The 23,243-nt window shown below is 51.2% G+C and carries 18 protein-coding genes and 1 riboswitch; of the genes, 6 read left to right on the top strand and 12 right to left on the bottom strand.

From position 1 onward, the window contains the following. Nucleotides 1-70 precede the first annotated feature (70 nt). Complete coding sequence (locus H8L32_RS08840; RefSeq protein WP_186946833.1) at nt 71-2,362, bottom strand: UvrD-helicase domain-containing protein; 2,292 nt, start codon at nt 2,360-2,362, stop codon at nt 71-73. 361 nt (nt 2,363-2,723) lie between these two features. On the opposite strand from H8L32_RS08840, the gene dapA reads away from it, so the two are divergent. Beyond that, nucleotides 2,724-3,671 carry a 4-hydroxy-tetrahydrodipicolinate synthase gene (gene dapA, locus H8L32_RS08835; protein WP_408058840.1) on the top strand — a complete coding sequence of 316 codons (948 nt, stop codon included), beginning with the start codon at nt 2,724-2,726 and terminating at the stop codon, nt 3,669-3,671. A gap of 63 nt (nt 3,672-3,734) precedes the next feature. Continuing rightward, on the top strand, nt 3,735-4,460 hold the full coding sequence (locus H8L32_RS08830; protein WP_186946832.1) for a hypothetical protein: 726 nt from the start codon (nt 3,735-3,737) through the stop codon (nt 4,458-4,460). Between the two features lie 10 nt (nt 4,461-4,470). On the opposite strand, the gene thiE is transcribed toward H8L32_RS08830, so the two are convergent. The 7 genes from thiE to H8L32_RS08795 form a co-directional block, all read right to left on the bottom strand. Beyond that, a complete protein-coding gene (gene thiE, locus H8L32_RS08825; RefSeq protein WP_186946831.1) occupies nt 4,471-5,115 on the bottom strand; it encodes a thiamine phosphate synthase in 645 nt (214 codons plus the stop codon). Further along, nucleotides 5,112-5,930, bottom strand: coding sequence for a bifunctional hydroxymethylpyrimidine kinase/phosphomethylpyrimidine kinase (gene thiD, locus H8L32_RS08820; RefSeq protein ID WP_186946830.1), 819 nt, complete (start codon nt 5,928-5,930; stop codon nt 5,112-5,114). The genes thiE and thiD overlap by 4 nt, the downstream gene beginning before the upstream one ends. A gap of 32 nt (nt 5,931-5,962) precedes the next feature. Continuing rightward, the gene (locus tag H8L32_RS08815) at nt 5,963-6,754 is read right to left on the bottom strand and encodes a thiazole synthase (RefSeq protein ID WP_186946829.1); all 792 of its coding nucleotides are present in this window, start codon (nt 6,752-6,754) and stop codon (nt 5,963-5,965) included. A 163-nt stretch (nt 6,755-6,917) separates the two neighbouring features. Next, nucleotides 6,918-7,283 carry an endonuclease domain-containing protein gene (locus H8L32_RS08810; protein WP_186946828.1) on the bottom strand — a complete coding sequence of 122 codons (366 nt, stop codon included), beginning with the start codon at nt 7,281-7,283 and terminating at the stop codon, nt 6,918-6,920. Nucleotides 7,284-7,503: 220 nt separating this feature from the next. Then, on the bottom strand, nt 7,504-7,704 hold the full coding sequence (gene thiS / locus H8L32_RS08805) for a sulfur carrier protein ThiS (RefSeq protein WP_186946827.1): 201 nt from the start codon (nt 7,702-7,704) through the stop codon (nt 7,504-7,506). Nucleotides 7,705-7,706: 2 nt separating this feature from the next. Beyond that, the gene (thiC, locus tag H8L32_RS08800; RefSeq protein ID WP_186946826.1) at nt 7,707-9,620 is read right to left on the bottom strand and encodes a phosphomethylpyrimidine synthase ThiC; all 1,914 of its coding nucleotides are present in this window, start codon (nt 9,618-9,620) and stop codon (nt 7,707-7,709) included. Between the two features lie 80 nt (nt 9,621-9,700). Then, nucleotides 9,701-9,810, bottom strand: a riboswitch (TPP riboswitch). Nucleotides 9,811-9,876: 66 nt separating this feature from the next. After that, entirely contained in the window at nt 9,877-11,898 is a 2,022-nt protein-coding gene (locus tag H8L32_RS08795; RefSeq protein WP_186946825.1) for a tetratricopeptide repeat-containing diguanylate cyclase, read from the bottom strand. Nucleotides 11,899-12,528: 630 nt separating this feature from the next. Between H8L32_RS08795 and H8L32_RS08790 the strand changes: the two genes are divergently transcribed. The 3 genes from H8L32_RS08790 (at nt 12,529) to H8L32_RS08780 (ending at nt 16,948) form a co-directional block, all read left to right on the top strand. Then, nucleotides 12,529-15,354, top strand: a complete 2,826-nt coding sequence (locus tag H8L32_RS08790; protein WP_186946824.1) for a valine--tRNA ligase — start codon at nt 12,529-12,531, stop codon at nt 15,352-15,354. A 115-nt stretch (nt 15,355-15,469) separates the two neighbouring features. After that, nucleotides 15,470-15,934, top strand: a complete 465-nt coding sequence (locus tag H8L32_RS08785; RefSeq protein ID WP_186946823.1) for a DUF2147 domain-containing protein — start codon at nt 15,470-15,472, stop codon at nt 15,932-15,934. A 195-nt stretch (nt 15,935-16,129) separates the two neighbouring features. Further along, complete coding sequence (locus H8L32_RS08780; RefSeq protein ID WP_186946822.1) at nt 16,130-16,948, top strand: substrate-binding periplasmic protein; 819 nt, start codon at nt 16,130-16,132, stop codon at nt 16,946-16,948. Between the two features lie 51 nt (nt 16,949-16,999). On the opposite strand, the gene H8L32_RS08775 is transcribed toward H8L32_RS08780, so the two are convergent. Further along, complete coding sequence (locus tag H8L32_RS08775) at nt 17,000-18,592, bottom strand: sensor histidine kinase (RefSeq protein ID WP_186946821.1); 1,593 nt, start codon at nt 18,590-18,592, stop codon at nt 17,000-17,002. A 205-nt stretch (nt 18,593-18,797) separates the two neighbouring features. On the opposite strand from H8L32_RS08775, the gene H8L32_RS08770 reads away from it, so the two are divergent. Continuing rightward, the gene (locus H8L32_RS08770) at nt 18,798-19,127 is read left to right on the top strand and encodes a YdcH family protein (RefSeq protein WP_222619299.1); all 330 of its coding nucleotides are present in this window, start codon (nt 18,798-18,800) and stop codon (nt 19,125-19,127) included. A 40-nt stretch (nt 19,128-19,167) separates the two neighbouring features. On the opposite strand, the gene H8L32_RS08765 is transcribed toward H8L32_RS08770, so the two are convergent. From H8L32_RS08765 to H8L32_RS08755, 3 genes are all read right to left on the bottom strand, one after another. Further along, entirely contained in the window at nt 19,168-19,965 is a 798-nt protein-coding gene (locus H8L32_RS08765; protein WP_186946820.1) for a DUF3025 domain-containing protein, read from the bottom strand. 12 nt (nt 19,966-19,977) lie between these two features. Continuing rightward, nucleotides 19,978-21,042 (bottom strand): dihydroorotase, encoded by a 1,065-nt coding sequence (pyrC, locus tag H8L32_RS08760; protein WP_186946819.1) that lies wholly within the window; start codon nt 21,040-21,042, stop codon nt 19,978-19,980. Nucleotides 21,043-21,219: 177 nt separating this feature from the next. Continuing rightward, nucleotides 21,220-23,243, bottom strand: a 2,024-nt coding sequence (locus H8L32_RS08755; protein WP_408058839.1) for a beta strand repeat-containing protein, incomplete at its 5' end; no start/stop codon positions are given.

Here is a 23,243-nt window from a genome sequence, read left to right as displayed (position 1 = left end):
AGCTTACCGATCTTGATCTGCAGGTGTCATTAGACAAGTGTTCCGCACTTATCACCACTATTTGCCACGGCTATACTTTCTCCAGCTTGGCAATACTCAGATCCAGTTCCTTCATGCCGAACTTGCCAAAGTTGATTTGTGCCCGCAGGCTGCCGCTGCCACCACCGCCATTGATGTTCACAATCACGCCTTCACCAAATTTTGCGTGCGCCACATTCTGACCTATGCGCCAGTTCATGTTGTCGCCACTCTGTTTGAAACTCTGAGCGATACGGTTCGCGGCATCATCAGGCGCTTCATCCCAGGCTGATTTTTTATTGCCGAACCAGGTAGGCTGCACACGCGGTGTCAGCCATTTCAATGATTCTTCCGGCAATTCATCCAGAAAGCGTGAACGCATGTTGTAACGCGTCTGACCATGCAACATGCGAGTTTGAGAGAAGCTCAGGTACAGGCGTTTGCGGGCGCGGGTAATGGCCACGTACATAAGACGACGCTCTTCTTCCACGCCACTTTCTTCCTGTGCGCTGTTTTCGTGCGGGAACAATCCTTCTTCCAGACCGGTGATGAAGACCGCATCAAATTCCAGACCTTTGGCTGAATGCACGGTCATCAATTGCATGGCATCCTGGCCAGCCTGCGCCTGATTATCACCTGCTTCGAGAGAAGCATGGGACAGGAAAGCCGACAGGGGTGACATCACCGTTGGCAGCGCAGCGTCGGCATCAATGATCTGATCACCATTTCCGCTATCAAGCAAAACGGCATTACTGCTGGCAGGGCCGGCAAAGGCGGGGGCTTCTTTATTGAATCCTTCTTCCGATACAAACAGGGTTGCCGCACTCACCAACTGCTCCAGATTTTCTATGCGGTCTGCGCCTTCTTTTTCAGTCTGGTAGTGCGTCAGCAAGCTGCTGACTTCCAGCACGATTTTGACCATCTCGGGCAAAGGCAGGTTCTGGGTTTCAAAACGCGCACCTTCTATCAATTTAACGAAGGACGCCAGCGAAGAACCGGCCTTGCCGGCCACATACGGTACCGCTGCATACATGGAAATATTCTGCTGCCTGGCGACATCCTGCAATTGTTCCAGCGAACGTGCACCTATGCCACGGGTAGGGAAATTCACCACACGTAAAAAGGCAGAATCATTATGCGGGTTATCCATCAATTGCAGATAGGCGATGGCATGCTTGATCTCGGCACGTTCAAAAAAGCGCTGGCCGCCATATACACGGTAAGGGATATTCGCCGTGAACAATGCATGTTCTATGACACGTGACTGTGCATTCGAACGATACAGAATCGCAATTTCGCTACGTAATGAACCTTCACGTATCAGGTTTTTGGCTTCTTCTATGATCCAGTTGGCTTCCTGTATATCGCTGCTGGATTCCATGATGCGCACAGGCTCACCGTGACCGGCATCGGTACGCAAATTTTTGCCCAGGCGTTTGCTATTGTGTTCGATGAGTACGTTAGCGCTATCCAGGATGTGCCCATGCGAGCGGTAATTCTGTTCCAGCTTGATCAGATTCTGCACCTGGAATTCACGCTCAAAAGCCGACATATTGCCGACATTGGCACCACGGAAGGCATAGATACTCTGGTCATCATCACCGACGGCAAACACGGCACCACCTTTTTTGCTACCCTCGCCAGCCATCAGCTTCAGCCACTTGTATTGCAGATCATTGGTATCCTGAAACTCATCAACGAGGATGTGACGGAATCTGTCCTGGTAATGTTCACGCAGCGGCTGGTTGCGGCTCAATAATTCATAAGTGCGCAACAGCAATTCAGCAAAATCGACCACACCATCACGCTGGCACTGGGCATCATACAAATCGTACAGGCCAACCAGTTTGCGATTGAAATCATCATAGGCATCGACCTGGGCGGCACGCAAACCCTGATCCTTTGCACCGTTAATGAAATACATCAGAGTCTTGGGCGGGAATTTTTCATCATCGATATTGTTCGCCTTCAGCAAACGCTTGATGAAGGATAGCTGATCGCCAGAATCCAGAATCTGGAAAGTCGACGGCAAACCGGCATCGCGGTGATGTGCACGCAAGAGACGATTGCACAGACCGTGGAAAGTACCTATCCACATGCCACGTGTATTAATCGGCAACATGGCCGACAGGCGCGTCAACATCTCCTTGGCGGCCTTGTTGGTAAAGGTCACCGCCAAAATACCACCGGGCGAAACCTGACCAGTCTGTATCAGCCAGGCTATACGCGTCGTCAGTACACGCGTCTTGCCTGAACCAGCGCCAGCCAAAATCAGGGCAGACTGCGCCGGCAGGGTCACGGCAGCCAGTTGTTCGGGATTTAAGTTATGGAGTAAATTTTGCATAGGCAGATTATACGGGACTATGCCGCCTGCGCTTTATGCCGCTCCCGGACCTGCTGAAAATTATTGCACGATGAAAGTGAAACCGGCTTGACAGGTTTGGCCCACCCGCTGATAATCATTTCAATCGCCATCTCGCTTTCATTCTCATTTTCATTATGCAAACCCAAGTCAAAGATCAATTACACACTCAAGGCAGCACTGCTTTGTGTATGGTCTTTGCCAAAGCCAAGAAACAGACGCTCATCTGACCGGGGCGCGCTGTCCCGTCAGGTGAGCTGACAGGATGGCAAAACGGTTTTCTTCCCTTGTGCTATGTGTCAACTCCCTGCGGGTCTTTTAACCGGTCCACAGGAGAACAGGCATGTCCAGCAACATCAGTACCCTTAGCAATACCCAGATTCAAGCAATGCACACTCAGCAGGTCAGGCGCAAGGATTTTTCCGGCATCTGGGTCGCCCTGGTCACGCCATTTTGCGATGATGCAAACGCAGAAGTGGATTTCCCTGCGTTGCAGGCACTGGCCAGCAAGCTGATCTCTGAAGGTGTAGCTGGCCTGGTGATCTGCGGCTCTACCGGCGAGGCAGCTGCCCTCAGTGAAGAAGAACAATTGCAGGTACTGGATGCAGTGCTGGCGGTGGTTCCGGCACATCAAGTCATCATGGGTTTGAGCGGTAACCACATGCAGCAAGTCTTGCACAGGCTGGCATCAGTGGGGCAACGACAGCCAGCTGGCATACTGGTCACACCACCGTACTATATAAGGCCATCGCAGGCTGGTATCATGCAGTACTTCAACGAAATCGCCAATGCTTCGACCGTGCCAGTGCTGCTTTATAACATCCCTTACCGCACCGGTGTGAACATGGAACTGACTACCTTGCAACAGCTGGCCCGGCATCCCAACATCGTCGCCATCAAGGATTGTGGTGGCAATCTGCAAGCGACCATGCAACTCATCATGGATGGAGATATCCAGGTGCTTACAGGGGAAGACCATCAGTTGCTTTCTACACTGTGCCTGGGAGGTGTGGGCGGCATACTGGCATCTGCACATTTGCGTCCAGATCTGTTCCTGCGCTTGCAGGCATATGTCAATGCAGGTGAGCTTGAGCAGGCACGGGAAATTTTCTACCGTTTGCTACCAGTCATGCAGGCGCTGTTTGAAGAGCCCAATCCCGCTCCGCTGAAAGCAGCGCTGGCGACATCAGGCATCATGCAAGCCTGCCTGCGTGCGCCCATGCAGGCAGCAAGTGCAGATACTGCGGGCAAGCTATTGCATTCAATGGCACAGCTCGACATCATTGAATAGACCATTGCCCAGCCCGCCGAAGCAAAGGATAATGCTGCTTCAATTATCTGTCTCTGAATAATGATGCTACGTCTGAATCCTCTGTTTCCTTTGTTGGCTGCGGCCATGATTTTTCATAGTGCACCCGTGGCTGCGATGACCATGCTAAGGTCAAACGACACCTTGGTTTTATATGGCAAGGTGGAAGCGGATGATGCGCAACGCTTCCGTCGCAATCTGTCTGGCGGCGAAGTGCATAATGTCGTGCTGACCGAAAGCCCGGGTGGTGACCTGAATGCAGCATACACCATAGCCCAGTTGATCAGCGGCAGAAAGATCAATACCGCAGTCCAGGGAAATTGCTTTTCTTCCTGCGCCATCATGTTCATGGCAGGTAAAGAGCGACGTATGCTGGACAGCAAACAGCTGGCACATACCCGACTGGGCTTTCATGGGCCACACAACAAGGAAACCCGGGAAGTCAGCACGGAAGCCATACCCAAATTGCGTGAATGGCTGCTGAAAGCCACAGATGGCAAGTTCCCTGAAACATTACTGGATCAGGCCATGTATATCAAGAAATCCAACGACATGATGCTGTTCTATTATCCCGGAGCCGACAAGAAGAAAGGCAATATCCGTTTTTGCATGGAAGGCACCCTGGCCAATCCACGCAAATGTGAAACCATAGAAGGCCACGATATCGTCAGCGTGGGCATACTGACCACTGCAGAGTTATTGAAGGTAGAAGACCTGGAACCGCAAGCGGCGGTACCCGTCAGCAAGGAAACCCAGGGCGAAACCAAATAAATCCCACCTTTCAGACCTTACTTGCGACAAACAACTCTGTCAATGCACGCGCAGCCTGTTGCGGCTGTTCTGCCATATACACACTGCTGATCACGGCCACCATGTCAGCCCCCTGAGTAATCAGGGGCTGACAATTCTCCAGTGTCATGCCGCCGATGACGACATTCGGCAAATCAAATTCCTTTACTGCCTCAGCCACGATGCTGGTTGGTGTGGTCACTGCATATTTCTTGATACGTGAAGGATAAAAACCTCCGAAGGCAATGTAGCTGGCGCCACCTTTGGTCGCAGTGCGTGCCAGTTCCAGATCACCATAACAGGATGCGCCCAGAATTTTATCTGCTCCCAGCTTTATTCTTGCATCAGTGACCGACATATCAGTACCGCCTACATGCAATCCATCCGCATCAATATCAAGACAGAGTTGCAGATGATCATTGACGATAAAAGGTTTATTAAAACGACGACAGAGTTCCTGCAAGGCCAGTGCCTGGGTCTTTCGCAATTCAGGACTGGCAGTCTTGTGGCGGTATTGCACGATATTCGCGCCGCCCAGCAAAGCCTGTTCCGTCACTTCGACAAGCCGGGCAGTATCATCCCAGTCAGGGGTGACGATATACAGACCACTGAGTTGATGCTTACTGAATTTAGTCATGACTTTTTCCTTGTATTCGACACAGACTGACGCGCAGGAATGAGCTGCCCGGCGGCAATCGCGTATGCATGTTGCAAGCTTTGTTGCGTGTAGCTTTGCGCCTTTTGCAGTGCTTCAGGCAAGCCTGCGCCAGTTGCCAGTTGCCCGGCAATTGCTGATGCCAGCGTACAGCCACTACCGTGAAATTCACCCGGCAAACGCGGCCACAGCCATTCCTTCGCGGTCTGCCATTGTCCATGCTGGAACCAGATATTTTTTACCTGCACTTCTGTTGCATGGCCACCTTTCAACAAGATATCAGCCTCACAGGCTTGCATCAGGTTTTCTACCTGCGCCCGCATATCAGCAGCCAGTGGTGAAAGGCGTTTCAGTTCAGGCAAATTCGGCGTGATCAGCGTCGCTACCTTTAGTAAGGGCTGTATAGCCTCTACCGCATCATCCAGCGACAGACTGTCGCCATGACCACTACCCAACACAGGGTCGACGATAACTTGCAGGTCCGGATGCTGTTGTTTCATTTTTTGAATAAAATTCGCAATCGCCGTCGCATTTTTCTTGTGCGCGACAATACCCAGTTTGACGACACTGACCGGTATCCTGGCTATCAGAGTCATCGCCTGCTGCAAGATAATTTGCACATCGACGGCATGCACCGCATAGACATGGTCATTGTCCTGCACCGTCAGTGCGGTAATCACCGGCAAGGCATGTGCGCCCTGCGCGGCAATCGCTTCGATATCCGCCTGTATGCCGGCACCACCACTAGGATCATGTCCGGCAAACACCAGCACACAGGGACGTGTAGTTGTTTTCATCAAACGATCATCAAACGGATATCAAATGAATATCAAACAATGCGGCCAGCCATGGGGGAAGATGGTGAAGCTGCAAACTTGCGTGGCATACGTCCTGCCAGAAATGCCTCACGCCCTGCCTCAACCGCCAGGCCCATCGCACGCGCCATACGTACCGGGTCTTTGGCACCGGCAATCGCGGTATTCATCAATACCCCGTCGCAACCCAGTTCCATCGCTATGGCAGCATCAGATGCCGTGCCAACACCGGCATCGACCAGCACCGGCACTTTGGACTGTTCGATAATCAGCGACAGATTCCATGGATTCAAAATACCCATGCCTGAGCCTATCAACGAAGCCAGCGGCATGATGGCGACGCAACCTATGTCTTCCAGCATGCGTGCCTGTATCGGGTCGTCGCTGCAATACACCATGACATCGAAACCATCCTGGACAAGTGTCCTGGCGGCCTTCAGAGTCTCAGGCATATTCGGAAAAAGGGTTTTCTCATCGCCCAATACTTCCAGCTTGCACAGCTTGTGTCCGCCCAATAACTCACGCCCCAACTGTAGGGTATAGACCGCATCTTCTGCGTTATAGCAACCGGCAGAGTTGGGCAGTATGGTGTATTTACTGGGTGGCACTACATCCAGCAAGCTGGGAGCATTCGGGTCTTGCCCTATATTGACGCGGCGTATCGCTACCGTGATGATCTCGGCACCGCTGGCTTCTGTCGCCAGCCGGGTTTGTTCAAGGTCTTTGTATTTACCACTGCCAACCAGCAGGCGCGAGCGGTAGGTTTTTCCGGCTATGGTCAAGCCTGAGTTGTTTTCTGTTTGCATTGTCTTTTCCAAAAAATTTTTGATACTGTTTGGCTGCTTGACTCCTTCCCCTTCAAGGGGAAGGTTGGGATGGGGATGGGGTTCCTTAGCAAATGCTAGCGTCGCTTAATCGACCGAAACCCATCCCCGCCCTAGCCCTCCCCTTGAAGGGGAGGGAATATTCTCAGCTTGTTTCAGGGTTTTCTTGATTCACACGTCGCCAAATTTCTTCCATCACAGCATTAGTCTCACTCAATACCTGATTATTCCAAAAGCGTAAGACAGTAAAACCTGCCTTCTTCAGCACTTCAGTCCTGTGCATGTCATACGCCTGCGCCTCAACATGCTGTCCACCATCGACTTCAATTACCAGAAGCTTTTCCAGACATACAAAATCCAGTACGAAATGCTGAAATGGATATTGCCGTCTGAACTTGACACCAAGCTGTTCGCCACGTAAACCTTGCCACAATTTCTTCTCGGCATCGGTCATGTTTTTGCGCAAGATTTTTGCTGTTTTGATCAAGGTTTCGTTGGCAGCGTTTTTCATATTTCAGAAAAGCTAAAATTAACTATATCCCCTCACCTTCAAGGGAAGGGTTAGGGTGGGGATGGGATTCCATCGCAAATAATGTAAGGATTTTACGACTGAAACCCATCCCCATCACGACCATCCACCGCGCCGCTTGCAAGCGGTTTAGAAATTTGTGGCGCAAAGCATCCTTTGTGAATTCCCACAGATCGCCCCTTCAAGGGGAGGGAGTTAAACTTTAGCCACCACCAATAGCCCGCACCACATCAACCTTGTCATCAATTTGCAAATGATGCGCGGCCCACTGCGACTTTGGAATGATCTGCCGATTCACCGCCACCGCAATCGCTTGTTGTGACAGATTCAGTTCCGCAATCAAATCCGCCAGCAGTGCACTCGCCAGTTGCCGCTTTTCTCCGTTGAGTTGTATGTCTACCATGGCTATTGCTTCTTGTAGATTTCCGCACCGGATTTGATGAATTCAACGGCTTTGACTTCCATCCCTTTTTTGAGTGCCTGTATCTCGCTGATGCCTTGTGCATTGGCATAGTCGCGCACCTCCTGCGTGATTTTCATGGAACAGAAATGCGGGCCACACATGGAGCAGAAATGGGCGACCTTGGCTGAATCCTTGGGCAGGGTTTCATCATGGAATTCACGCGCCTTGTCGGGGTCGAGGCCGATGTTGAATTGGTCTTCCCAGCGGAATTCAAAGCGTGCCTTGGATAAGGCATTGTCGCGTATCTGTGCGCCTGGATGGCCTTTTGCCAGGTCGGCTGCATGAGCAGCAATCTTGTAAGTGATGATGCCGTCCTTGACATCGACCTTGTTGGGCAAACCCAGATGTTCTTTCGGTGTCACATAGCACAGCATGGCCGTGCCATACCAGCCGATTTGTGCGGCACCTATGCCAGAGGTAATATGGTCATAACCTGGTGCGATGTCCGTCGTCAACGGGCCTAGCGTATAAAAAGGTGCTTCATGGCATTGCTCCAGTTGCAGGTCCATGTTTTCTTTGATGAGGTGCATGGGCACATGGCCAGGGCCCTCTATCATGACTTGTACATCATGCTTCCAGGCGATCTGCGTCAGTTCACCCAGGGTTTTCAGTTCACCCAGTTGCGCTTCATCATTGGCGTCATAGATGGAACCCGGGCGCAGGCCATCACCGAGGCTGAAGGACACATCGTAGGCTTTCATGATGTCGCAGATGTCTTCGAAATGCTCGTACAGAAAACTTTCCTTATGATGCGCCAGACACCATTTCGCCATGATGGAACCACCGCGTGACACGATACCGGTCAGGCGCTTGGCCGTCATCGGTACATACTGCAGGCGCACGCCAGCGTGGATGGTGAAATAGTCAACGCCCTGCTCGGCTTGTTCGATAAGTGTGTCGCGGAAGATTTCCCACGTCAGGTCTTCTGCCTTGCCATTCACTTTTTCAAGTGCCTGATAGATGGGCACGGTACCGATAGGCACAGGTGAATTACGGATGATCCATTCACGGGTTTCGTGTATGTGTTTTCCAGTCGACAAATCCATGACATTGTCGCCACCCCAGCGTATCGCCCAGGTCATTTTTTCGACTTCTTCACCGATGGAGGATGTCACTGCAGAATTGCCGATATTGGCATTGATCTTGACCATGAAATTACGGCCTATGATCATCGGTTCGATTTCTGGATGATTAATATTGGCAGGAATAATCGCACGGCCACGGGCTATTTCTGAGCGCACGAATTCTGGCGTGATTTCTTCCGGTATCGCAGCACCAAACGATTGGCCCGGATGCTGGCGCCCCATCACTTCAGCCAGTTTGCTACCCATGGGGCCGGAAGCTTTCAGGTTTTCCAGATATTCTTTTCTGCGCAGGTTTTCACGGATAGCCACAAATTCCATTTCAGCCGTGATGATGGCCTGGCGCGCATAATGCATTTGCGAGACATTCTTGCCTGCCAGAGCGCGACGTGGCAGGCGTTTCAGGTTGAAACGCAACTCAGCCAGCTTGGGGTCATGCAAACGGGCAATGCCGTATTCTGATGTCGGACCAGCCAGCTCTTCGGTATCATTGCGCTCCGCTATCCAGGCACCGCGTACGGATGCCAGACCAGAGCGAATATCGATTTTCACTTCAGGGTCGGTGTAGGGACCGGAAGTATCGTAGACATAGATGGGCGGGTTCTTTTCCGAGCCAAACATGGCAGGCGTGTCCGACTGGCTGATTTCGCGCATGGGGACGCGGATATCGGGGCGGCTGCCCTGAACATAGGTCTTGCGGGAATTCGGCAGTGGCTGAATGGCTGCCTCGTCTACCGTGGCGGTAGCGGACAAGAATTGCGGGTTGGCGTTCATTTTGGCTCCTTTGCTTTGTTGGCATGGAGCCAGCAAAGGAGTTTCCAAAGTCGGTATGCGCACGCTGATGGCAGGTGGCAAAAAGTCTTCGGCAGCTTCCCTTCGCTGGCATTATCCAGATCAGGTTCGAGGGTATTTCTCACCCGACATCACTATTCATAGTGTGATGGCAGGACCCCTAGCATTTTTTCTTCGGGCTTTAAAAGCAAAGCCACGACGAGGCCAGATTATACGACTTTTATTTTAGCTGTGGTGCTTATTTATCCTGCCTCTCAATGTGGCATTGCGCCCCTGCTACGGTCTCGACAACATTGCCAGCATGCACTTTTACCGGACCGTGAACTTCGATCAGTTCCACCATGCCAGCCTTGATTGCCGCCGATAAATCGTGGTCCAGTACCGGCAAGGCATCTTCATAGGCAATCAATAATTTGCTGACGCCATACGCGCGGTTGCGTCCGTTGACCTTGCCCAGATAAAGGGCCATGTCGGCAATTTGCAGGGCTTTTTCCCAATTGCAAACCATTTCGGGAATACCGGAAAATGGCAGGCTGATGAAGCCGGCGGTCATGGTCACCGCGATGGGTATACCATCCACGTCCACACTGTCTTCGCCAATGATACGCAGTATGCGTTCCACCAGGTTTTTCAATTGTGCAGGATTTGAGCGCGGTGAATAAATCAAGAATTCTTCTCCACCCCAGCGCAACACCATGTCCGTATCACGCACTGTACTGCGCAGGCGCTGAGCTACTTCCATCAGCACCACATCACCGGCAGCATGACCATAACTATCATTGATATTTTTAAAATGATCTATATCCATGAGTATCAGGCAATCCGGATTTTCCAGACTGCCTTCACGACGCTCACCTTCTGGCAAGATGATACGGCTCTTCATCAGATCAACGAAAGAACGACGATTGTACAAACCTGTCAAAGGATCACGTACTGCATGAAATTCCAGTTGCTGGTTCACTTCACGCAGTTTTTCGTTGGTCTTGCGCACTCGCTGGTAAAGGAAAAAAATCACGATGCCTATCATCACCATTACTACCGCAGCCAGCATTAAAATAATCTGTTGCAACTGACGATTTTTAATTTCTGCATCCTTGAGTTGATTCTCACGTCCCAGCAATTCAATCTGCTTTTGTCTTTGCTGTGCATTGAACTGTTCCTGCAAAGTCGCCACTGCGCGGGCGCGGTCAGACCGGAACAATTCATCACTGAGTTTTTGCTGCTCGCGTACGACTGCCAGCGCCTCTTTGTGCATGCCTGCGGTTTCGTACATGGATCCGATTTCGCTCAACAAACTTTCCATGTCCGACCTGGAGCCGGTTTCCATGAAATACTTTTTGGATTCATTGATATACGTGATGCCCTGCGCAAATTTTCTTTGGCCAGCCAGGCCAAATCCTATATTCGCTTTGGCCATTGCCACGGCAAAGGGGTCGCCAATTTCCTGCGCTTTTTGCAATGCTTTTCTGGCTGCCTGTTCGGCTTCATCATACTGATGAACACGCAAATAATAATCTGAAATATTACCCAGAGCGGTCGCCGCAACAACCGGCATGCCGGCCTCGGTGGCGATCTGCAAGACAGTCTTGTAGGCATCCAGTGCCTCGGCATACCGGCCCAGGTCTGTCAGTGCCAGGCCACGTGCCATCGTCAGTGAAGAGACAGTTTTAGGAGAATCAACTTTGGGCGTTATTGCCAGTGCATCAGTGGCCGTTTCCAATGCCTTTTCTGCATTGTGCATGTTCAGATACAGGCGAGAAATGGCTTCCATGCGATACAGCCGGGCCTGGGCCTGGCGGTTTGGTATGTGGTCAGTCAGACGCAAGGCTTCCAGGGAATAGGCCAGGGACTTGTCAAAATTGCCGATTGCCAGATGCACGGCAGCAAACGCGATATTCAGACGCATCAGCACTTCGAAATTCTTGCTGTCTCGCAAAGATTGCTGGATATCGCCCAGTTTGACCAGCGCCAGCGCAAATTTACCCTGATCCAGCAATTGAAATGCATCCCCGATCAGAGCCAGGGCAATCATGTCAGCATCTTTGTTGGCACGTGCCAATTGCATCAGTTCGGCATTGGTCGCATTGGCTTCCTTGTTCTTGCCAGCGTCGTACAGGATGGTGATGAGCGTTTTCAACAGTTCGGCACGCAAACCGTAATCAGCATTCGCACCGATTTTTTCTTTATAAGCCTTTAACTGCTGGAGTGCAGCGGTGTTGTCCCGATCTGACAGGTCATGGATGGCTTCAATCTCACTCAAATCCGCGCGTTTGTCAGCGCTGACTGTCAGGGGCAGCAAAACCAGTAACAGGCTCGCTATGCATACACACCATCTCAAGCACTGATTTTGATGTCGGAGCTGGAACATGCATGCCCTCGTTGATAAGAAGTGTGTGAATGTGGCTTAAGTATCAAAACATCTGCCAGAGCTGAAAATCAACCGAAGTCTACCGAAACCAGCCAAAACCAAGCATAAATAGGCGACAAGCATACGACTTTCCATCTGTTTCAGGTATGTCGTTTAAAGTCGAAGACACAATCTATTGCACAAAAGAAAGATGACAATGGATGTTGCGATGCACCAGACAAGACGCCAGGTAAAGGAAGAATTTTTCTTAAAACCTGTTCACGATCTCACTGCGCGAGCGCAATCGTAGTCTACGCGGGGCTCATGCGCTGCTCAAAATGCTCATGTACCAGAGTACATTCCGCATTCTGTACTGCGCTTTTGTTACCCTTACTCCCGCTGACGCGCGCTCGCTACAGATCACAAACAGGTTCTTACAGACCACAAAATTATTTTTTACACAATTTTACTTGCAGTAAAACCCAAACTTCTGCACCCGCCTCATTTATAATCAAAGGTTTAGCAATCACCGCAGATCATATTATGGAATTAGCCAAGTCTTTTGAGCCCGCAGAAATCGAACAATCCTGGCGTGGTGAGTGGGAAAAACGTGGATATTTTGCCGCCACCCTGGATGAAGGCAAGCCCTCATTTTCCATACAACTGCCACCGCCAAATGTGACAGGTACCCTGCACATGGGCCATGCCTTCAACCAGACCATCATGGATGGGCTGACCCGCTACTACCGCATGCGCGGCCACAATACAGCCTGGGTGCCGGGTACTGACCATGCTGGCATCGCTACGCAAATCGTGGTGGAACGCCAGCTTGATGCACAAAAGATTTCGCGCCATGATCTGGGCCGTGAAAAATTCCTGAAAAAAGTCTGGGAATGGAAAGAAAAATCCGGCTCCACTATCACCGGCCAGATGCGCCGCATGGGTGCATCAGCCGACTGGGATCGCGAATACTTCACGATGGATGCCGAACGCTCCAAAATCGTGACTGATGTCTTCGTCAAACTGGTAGAACAAGGCCTGATCTATCGCGGCAAACGCCTGGTCAACTGGGATCCGGTATTGGGCACCGCTGTGTCTGACCTGGAAGTAGTGTCGGAAGAAGAAGATGGCTCGATGTGGCATATCCGTTATCCGTTTGTTGATGGTTCCGGCCACCTGACGGTAGCGACAACCCGCCCTGAAACCCTGCTGGGTGACGTGGCCGTGGCAGTTGACCCTACGGATGAACGTTACATCCACCTGGTTGGCAAGATGCTCAAGCTGCCACTGACAGACCGCGAAATCCCGGTGATAGCCGACAGTTATGTCGACAAGGAATTTGGCACAGGCTGCGTAAAGATCACGCCTGCGCATGACTTTAATGATTACGCCGTTGGTCAGCGTCACAACCTCGAAAAAATCAGCATCCTGACACTGGATGCCAAGATCAATGAAAATGGCCCGGCACAATACCAGGGCATGGACCGTTTCGTCGCCCGCAAGCAAATCGTTGCTGACCTCGATGCACAAGGTTTGCTGGAATCAGTCAAACCACACAAGCTGATGGTGCCGCGTGGCGACCGTACCAATGTGGTTATCGAACCCATGCTGACTGATCAATGGTTCATGGCCATGAGCAAAGCCGCACCTGAAGGCACGCATTTCCCTGGCAAATCCATCGCCGAAGTCGCGCTGGAAAAAGTCGCTGACGGTGAAATCAAATTCATCCCGGAAAACTGGACCACAACCTACAACCAGTGGCTGACCAATATCCAGGACTGGTGCATCTCGCGCCAATTGTGGTGGGGCCATCAAATCCCGGCATGGTATGGCGACAATGGTGAAATCTTTGTTGCGCATGATGAAGCCGGGGCACAAGCCAAAGCGACTGCCACTGGCTACACTGGCGCATTGAAGCGTGATGATGATGTGCTCGATACATGGTTCTCGTCTGCGCTGGTGCCTTTCTCGACCATGGGCTGGCCGGAAGAAACACCGGACATCAAACAATTCCTGCCATCCTCGGTGCTCGTCACCGGCTTTGACATTATTTTCTTCTGGGTAGCGCGCATGGTCATGATGACCACGCACTTCACCGGCAAGGTACCGTTCAATACAGTCTATGTACATGGTCTGGTGCGCGATTCCAGCGGCCAGAAAATGTCCAAGTCCAAGGGTAATACCCTCGACCCTATCGACCTCATTGATGGTATCAGCGTTGACGAACTGGTCGCCAAGCGTACAGCCGGTTTGATGAACCCCAAGCAGGCAGCCAGCATAGAAAAAGCTACCCGCAAGGAATTCGCCGACGGTATCCCTGCCTATGGCACAGACGCTTTGCGCTTCACCATGGCCAGCTATGCATCACTGGGTCGCAATATCAATTTTGATCTGGGCCGTTGCGAAGGCTATCGCAATTTCTGCAATAAATTGTGGAATGCGACCCGCTTTGTCCTGATGAATACCGAAGGCAAGGATTGCGGCTTTGGTGCTGATGTTACCGATGCTGACCTTGAATACTCACAGGCAGACAAATGGATTATCTCTACCCTGCAACGTACCGAGGCAGAGATAGAAAAAGGTTTTGCCGACTACCGTTTCGACAATATCGCATCAGCCATCTACAAATTTGTCTGGGATGAATATTGCGACTGGTATCTGGAAGTTGCCAAGGTCCAGGTACAGCAAGGTAATGAAGCGCAGCAACGCGCCACCCGCCGCACTCTCTTGCGCGTGCTGGAAGTGATCTTACGCCTGGCCCACCCTATCATTCCTTTTGTCACTGAAGCTTTGTGGCAAACCGTGGCACCGCTGGCAGGCAAGACACTGAACCCGGCTGGCGACAGCATCATGGTTCAAGCTTACCCGCTGTTCGTGGCAGAGAACGTCGACACTGCGGCAGAAACCTGGATGCAGGCACTCAAAGGCATGACCGATGCCTGTCGCAACCTGCGCGGTGAAATGCAATTGTCCCCTGCCCTGCGCGTGCCACTGCTGTTGCAGGCTGCGAATGCAGAAGACAAAGCCCGCCTGCAGTCTTTTGCACCTTACCTGCAGGCACTGGCGAAACTGTCAGAGGTCAGTGTGGTAGATGCATTGCCTGAATCACCGGCACCGGTATCCGTCGTTGGCGAATCGAAGCTGATGCTGAAGGTGGAAATCGACGTCGCAGCAGAACGTGCACGTATCAGCAAGGAAGTCGCTCGCCTGGAAGGTGAAATTGCCAAGTTGGAGACCAAACTGGGTAACGAAGGCTTTGTCGCCAAGGCACCTGCACAGGTAATCGCGGTTGAAAAAGAACGCCTGGCGAATTTCAAGGCCACCCTGCAAAAACTGCTTGAACAATTAGCTAAATTGCCAGTTGCCTGACCGACCTGGCAATAATAAAGTAGGTACTCTAAAAATATTGTACGTGGTTGAATTTTTGCCACGTACAATCAATTCTAATAATTTAGAGGTCCAGGTTTTTTCTTTTGGAGACAGCATGAAAAAAACAGTTCCATTCGCAATATCAGCATTATCCGCAATCATTGCTTTCGCAGGCCTGCCCCTGCTGGCACAGGCTGAAGAAAGCCCGGTCGGACTGTGGAAGAGCATAGACGACAAATCAGGCAAGCCCAAGGCATTGATACGCATTACCGAAACCGGTGGCGAATTGCAGGGCAAGATAGAGAAATTGTTTCTGGAAGCAGATGCACCTGAAAAGAATCCAAAGTGCGACAAATGCGAAGGTGCCAACAAGGACCAGCCCATCGTTGGCATGACCATCTTGTCCGGTCTGAAAAAAGATGGCGACGAATATAGCGGCGGCAAGATACTCGACCCAGGCAACGGCAAGCTATACAGCAGCAAACTCAGTGTGATTGAAAACAACAAGAAACTGAATGTGCGCGGTTATATTGGTGCACCAATGTTTGGCCGCACCCAGACCTGGTTGCGTGAACAATAATCAGTTAATTTCATCGCTATAGCAAGAAAAATAACGGGAGCCCATGGTTCCCGTTTTTCATTTGTCGTGGTATTCCTCACCATGCACTCAAATCGCTCAAGCTGGCACTGTCCATTCCTGCGTTGAAGCAGCGCTCACATCAGACTTGCTATCAGCAGCAATAAAGAAGATGATGGCTTTCAAAGCACCTTTTACATGAAAGCCATCGTCATGAAAAAAGCCTGGTCCTATTTGCTTGCAAGCTGCCTTTGCCTGTCTGTCAGCCTTGCCTGGGGACAAAAACCAGTACCCGTGACATTAAAAATAGCCACGGGTGAATTGCCGCCCTACGCCACTGAAAGTCGTGCAGATAAAGGGATAGCACTGAGCATCGTGCGTCGGGCATTTGAACTGGAAGGCTATAAAGTGGAGTTCACGTTTTTGCCGTGGTCACGGGCACTGGCTGAAAGCCGTAACGGCAAATGGGATGGTACTGCCTATTGGGGCCACAAACCGGAACACGATATCAGCTTTTGGCTCAGCGACAATGTCATCACCGAACAATGGGTTTTCGTTTATCGCAATGCCCTTGATTTCAAATGGACGCAACTGGATGACTTGCGCCCCTATCGCATTGCGATGATACAGGACTATACCTATACACCCGAAATCTGGGCCATGGCCAACAAGGGTGTACTGAAGATGGAAAAACTGCCGAACGACATGGCTGCACTGCGCATGCTGATGTTAAAGCGGGTAGACATTGCACCAATGGAGAGAAACGTCACCTGCGATCTGCTGGCGCGCAATTTTACGCCAGCCGAAGCCGCGCAACTATCCGCTCATCCCAAATTGATGACAGAGAGTTTCACCACCCACCTGATGCTGCCACGCAGCCTTGTCACCAGCGCAGACAGGATCAAGGCATTTAACACTGGCTTGAAAAAACTGCGTGCATCAGGTGAATACCAGAAATTATCGGCGCAAGTTAACTGCCCGCAAGGATGGTCAGGTATCACCAAATCTGGCAACTGAGTATCGCAGTATCTGGGTATCGCAATATCAACGCATCAGCGCGTACGCTGTCTATTCGCCAGCATCGGTATGTCCGGGAGCATGCAAAGGCAGATGCATGATAAAGCTGGCACCGGTACCCAGCTTGCTTTCTACGCGAATGCTACCGCCCAGTACATCGCATATCAGGTTGTACACAATATTCAAGCCCAGGCCACTGCCCCCCTGCCCAAGCTTGGTGGTAAAAAATGGATCAAATATCCTGGTCATATTGGCTTCCGAAATACCGACGCCATTGTCACTGACACTTAACTCGACTGCAGCCGGCTCCACATCCACCCGATGTGCATGAATACTGATCACGCCATTTTCCCTGCCATCAAAGCCGTGCAAGATGGCGTTATTAATCAGATTACTGATGATCTGACCGAGCAAACCGGGATAAGAATCCATCCAGATATCGGCAGGCAAGTCCATGCGTACCTCATGGATACTGCGCTTGATGCTGGCACCCATGGTCAGCACAGTTTCGCGTATCACTTCATCCAGTAAAAATGCTCTTCTTTGTGCACTGGTCCTGTCTACTGCAACCCGTTTGAAACTACCTATTAACTCCGCCGCGCTATGCAGATTGCGCAATAAAATATCGCTGGCCTGCAAGTTTTTTTCTACATATGTTTGTAGTTGTGCACGCGTCATGCCCAGCGCCATGCGCTTGCGGAACTCATTGCTCAGGTCGTGAATGGTGCTGGCAACCGTCACAGAATTACCAATCGGCGTATTCAGTTCATGCGCGACACCGGCAACCAGTGAACCGAGTGCGGCAAGCCGGTCCGTACGCTGGATTTCAAGTTGTGCATTATTCAGGTTTTCCAATGCCGTACGTAATTCTTTGTTGGAACCATGCAGCTCTTGCGTACGATCTGCAACCCTCTGTTCCAGCGTCAAGTTATGATCGGCCTGTATCTGTATCAGCTCGCCCAGTCGTACCCGCATGGTATCAACGCCGAGTGCCAGGCTACCCAGTTCATCTGGCCTGGCGACATGCACGGGTTCTGCAAACTGCCCTTCTCCCAGACGATCAACATCTCTTTGCAACTGTTGCAAAGGGCGCATCATACGTCTTTGGAACAAGAGCCACAGAAGGAAAAAAGAGATGAGTAACTGCACAAGAATGGCCGCACCACCTTTCAGGAATTTCTTCAGAAATTCCTGCTCCATCAGGTGGCTGCTCATCTCTATTGTGACTCGGCCTATGATGGCACCATCCTTGCGGACATCCCGGGTTTCCGAAATCAGGTCCTGTTGTTGCGCATTGGCTTGTTCGGCATGAACAAAGCGCCCCAGTGCAGCATCTTCTACCGAGATACGCACCACATCCGGATTGAGCATGACGGAATTGACAAAACTCTGTGCCGCTTCGGCATCAACCTGCCACAAGGGTATAGGCATGGTTTGCTCCAGCATGCTGGCATACTGACGCAAAGGGCCGCGCACACGCACTTCATATTCACGCTCATAACTATCCCTGGCCAACACGGATCCCAGCAGCATCGCCGGTATGACGATTCCCAATGCGATACCCAGCACAATCGCATTCCTGAGCGACAGAGAAGAAAATCGGTTGCCGGGCACGGCGAGTTTATACGTATGCTTGCCGGACATTGCTACGGTTTGTCCAGATAAGCAGGCATGCTGCCGGCAGCGCGCTCAGATTCAGGATATTCAGTCAATACGCTAATCAAAGCCCTCTCCCTCTCATGAATGGCAAGCCAGCAAGACATTACAATACATCGCAATGCACAAATATTCTACATGAAATCAAAATGGGTATGCCGGGGTTGTTGACCTTGCTGCATTTAGCACAGACTTGATCCAGATCATATGCGTCAGCCGTGGTTTGCTTAATATCGAAGCAAGCAACATAACCCCGATTCAAACAAGGAGCGCCATGCAAGTTGATCATCATCCACTGTCCACTGAATTTCCTCAATTCAAGGAAGTCATTCATACGTTAAAACTTGGCAATGCCCATTTTGCAAAGCTGTTTAATGAATATGACGAAACAGACAAAGCTGTCAATCGTGCAGAAAATGGTAAAGAACATCTAGGCGACGCTGCGCTGGAAGACCTGAAAAAGTTGCGTATCAGCTTGAAAGACCAGTTATTCCATATGTTACAGAGCAAGGCTGGCACGTAAGTAATACCAGGCACCGCGCCAGAGAATTACACTGGTGTTCTCAGCTACGCTTAGCCCTGAACACCTGCTGGTCAGCATAAAAGGCCTGGTCTTGCCCCGGCCACCAGCCGGGTAAGCCAAGTACCGGCAAGGGCGTGTAATCTGCGGTCGTCAAAGGATGACTGGCCAGTTGTGAAGCCACTAACTGATCTACCTGAGCACGCCTGGCTGCCGCTTCCAGCGCAAAGTAAGCCTTATCAACCATGAGCACCCAGGTATGGGCCGTGATGGCTTTATAGGGCTTCACCAGTTTTTCCATCAGGGCATGGCCAAAACACCAGACTTCAGCAATTTGTCCAAACTTGTTTGCCTGAGCGACGAAGGCATCCTGCCACGCATGCGCACGCAGCGATACAATCAGCGCCTGCCCCTGCTCACTGTCTTCCACCACAAGTAATGCCGCATTTTCATCAAAAATGGTGGCTGCATCGCGTGCCGGTCCGCGTGACTTGCCTATACCCATGGTGGCAATCTGAGCTGCCTGCAAGGCATTCAACTGTCGCTTCACACATGGGAAACTCAGCCAGACCAGTGCATTGAAAAAATCATGCAGATTTTCCCTGGTCGGAACCTGCCCGCTAACGCTGATATGCGCTTCATAGGCAACACCTTCAGGCAATTCTTCCTGCGCAATAAATTGCAAAGGCAGATCGCGGTGGTTCTGCAAACCGGACTGGGCACTCAACTGATTAATCCGTGCGCGCCAATCAGCGCACGCCAGCACATCTTGCGCCACCGGCAATACAGCGGCATACCAGTGTCGTGACCAGTCTATGTCGTCAAAAAAGCGGGCGTTCATGCGTATCAATACTCAGGTTGTACGCATTTTCCAGTGCAGGGTTTCACCACTGTTAAGCGGCACGATACTGCTGTCGGCAAATGGCAATTCGGCGGGCATTTGCCAGTCTTCACGCACTAGTGTGATCGTACCTTTGTTACGTGGCAACTGATAAAAATCCGGGCCATTGAAGCTGGAGAAGGCTTCCAGCTGATGGAGTGCACCTGCCTGCTCAAAGGCCTGGGTATACAACTCCATCGCATGCAGAGCAGTATAACAACCGGCGCAACCACAGGCATGTTCTTTCAAACCCTTGGCATGCGGTGCAGAATCAGTACCCAGAAAGAAGCGATTACTGCCCGAAATGGCTGCCTTGACCAAAGCCTGCCTGTGGGTTTCGCGCTTGAGTACAGGCAAACAGTAATAATGCGGGCGTATGCCGCCTTTGAAGATTTCATTGCGGTTATACAGCAGATGATGCGCCGTAATGGTCGCCGCAATCGGACCACTGGCTTCCGCTACATAAGCAGCAGCATCGCTGGTGGTGATATGTTCAAACACCACCTTCAGTTCCGGCATGTCTTTGCGCAGCGGTTGCATGACACGGTCGATGAATACTGCTTCGCGGTCAAACAAATCAATCTCGGCATCGGTCACTTCACCATGCACCAGGAAGGGCATGCCGACTTCCTGCATGGTTTCCAGGGTCTTGTAGCAATTTTTGAGATCGGTCACGCCAGCATCAGAATTGGTAGTGGCACCAGCCGGATACAGTTTCACGGCATGCACGAAACCACTGTCTTTGGCACGACGGATTTCATCTGGTGGTGTGTTATTTGTCAGATACAGTGTCATCAATGGCTCAAATGTCATGCCGGCAGGCAGCGCCGCCAGAATCCGCTCACGGTATTCAGCGGCCTGCGCTGTGGTCGTGACTGGCGGTTTGAGATTAGGCATGATGATGGCACGGGCAAACTGCGCAGCCGTATGCGGCAGCACGCTGGCCAGGGCCGCACCATCGCGCACATGCAAATGCCAGTCATCGGGGCGGGTAATCGTAATTTGTTGCGGGTTGTTACCAAAGGTCGTGGTTGTCATGATAGCTCGCGGTGACGGAATACCGGCATTTTACCTTTTCCCTTGCATTTTCTCGAACATTGGCTAATTACCATGTCACCAAGAAAACAAAAAACCACCGCGAAGGTGGTTTTTTGTTGACCTGCTTTGTTTTTCAGGGGTACCAAAGTCCCCCTTATTGCATTGCTTGCTACTGAATTAAGCGATGAAGTCGCCGGCAACGATAGAACCTGCGCCAACCAATTTCACGATAAAGTCAGTTGCATCCACTGTACCTACAGTGCCACCGATGTTTTGGAAGGCATAAGTACCAGCTGCTGTACCTGCGGCTACAGTGATGACGTAAGCTTGGGTATTCGCTGCCAAGGATGCGCCAGCTGCTGTTGCTGCTGTAGCGATTGCTGCTGCCAAAGTAGATACATCAGCGGTAGCGATGGACAACAAGTTCAAAGTTGTTGCTGCTGTACCAGTTTTGAATGCGTCAGCGCCAGCAACTTTGAAGTTTGCCACAGTGTCGATATTGGCCAGAACAGAACCGGTAGCGATAAGATCATTACCCGTTGCTGTTGTGGACAGGTTGATGGTATCCGCACCAGAACCACCAGTGATGGTTATGTTACCTGTACCTGTTCCCAGAATATTCAGCGTCTGACCGCCTGTGCCCAAAACAACATTGCTGATGTTATTAGCAGCAGACTTAGTGAAGTTCAAAGTCACGCCGGCACCGTTTTCATTTGTCACTGTCCATGCAGCATTGGTACCTCCAGTGACATTGACAGTTTCAATGCCAGTTGTTTTTGTGCTCAAGTCGATTGATGCTGTTACGGCACCAACATTCAGCACATCATTACCCAGGCCACCGTTGATAGTAGTGATGGTAGCATTGTAGATTGCTTCGCTGATGTTCAGTGTGTCGTTGCCTGTACCACCAACTACGCTCGTTGTATTAATAGCAGCGGTGAATGTATTGGTACCGTTAGCCAAGTTGTAGTTTTCAGTGTTGGCCAGAGCTGTAACCGTACCCGCTGTTGTCAGCGTGAGGGTTTCTGTACCGGCTGCAGTCACCGTGGCGAAGCCAGCCCACTGCGCAGCGGTCATCGTGAATGAGCCATTTGATGTGAACAATGCCTGCTCAAAACCAGTAATATTGGCTGCAGAAATATTGCTGCCGTTGGCAAATACCAATATGTCACTTGTACCAGAACCGGCAGTAAAAGTGCCGCTATAAGTCTTCCCTTCCAGCGTCAACTGATTGTTGCCGTTGCCGAGGTTGATATTACCAGCCAGCATGGAGCTGCCAGAGTTAGCCAGGAAAACGCGGTCATTACCGCTGCCACCATTGATGGTAGTAACACCTGCAGTAGCAACGTTGAAGTACACGTCTGTCGATGTATTGTCTGTTGCCAAAGTTTTGATATTGGTAATGGTATTGCCGCCACCAATCACGATACTGCCACCGCCGGTAAAGGTAATGATGTCGGTATCATTGCTGTTACCGTTAATGGTAGTACCAACGAAAGCCGCTGCTGCACCTGTAAAGTTGTCATTCACATTCGCAACGCTGTTGAATACGCCACCGGCTGTCAGTGCGGTAGGCACCAGCGCTGTCCCTCCGCCATTGACTGGAGATGTACCAATAACACCAGCAGTTGCAGATGCACCACCGGAAACAATAATCGCATTGGAAGTCGTACTATTGTTGACACTGCCACCCGTTGCATTCGAAGCCGACGTTACGTCATACACCAGCGTACCGCCAGTGATGGAGATAAACGACAAGTCAATATTATTCACACCCGCCACATCATCAACAATCGTCAGTTGATGCGGACCGGCACCCGCGAAAGTCAGTACAGGGCCGGACAAGTTCAATGCAGCACGTGCAGCGATCAGGGCTGCATACTGGCTAGCTGTAATGACCACGGCTGAATTGGAGGTAATGTTTTCAATACCAGACAGTTGTGCACCAGCCAGGTTGATCGCACCGTAAGTAACCAGTGTATCGTTACCGTTACCCAGGTTGATGGTGTCTGTCACTACACGGGCTACAGCTGTTGCTGTGGATTGTGCATTGAGGTTCACACCGTTTTCTGTCGTGTTGTAGGTACCGGCAACATAGTTACCCAGCAGTACGACACGGTCAGCACCTGCACCCAGGCTCAGGAAGTTGGCGCCACGGCCCAGTGTCACGTCCAGTGCAGATTGCGCTGTCAGTGCACCAG

Origin of the sequence: Undibacterium hunanense (genome assembly GCF_014284335.1) — a bacterium.
GTDB lineage: Bacteria > Pseudomonadota > Gammaproteobacteria > Burkholderiales > Burkholderiaceae_D > Undibacterium > Undibacterium hunanense.
The sequence above is the reverse complement of the archived record's forward strand: the minus strand, read 5'-3'. Positions and strand labels throughout refer to the sequence as shown.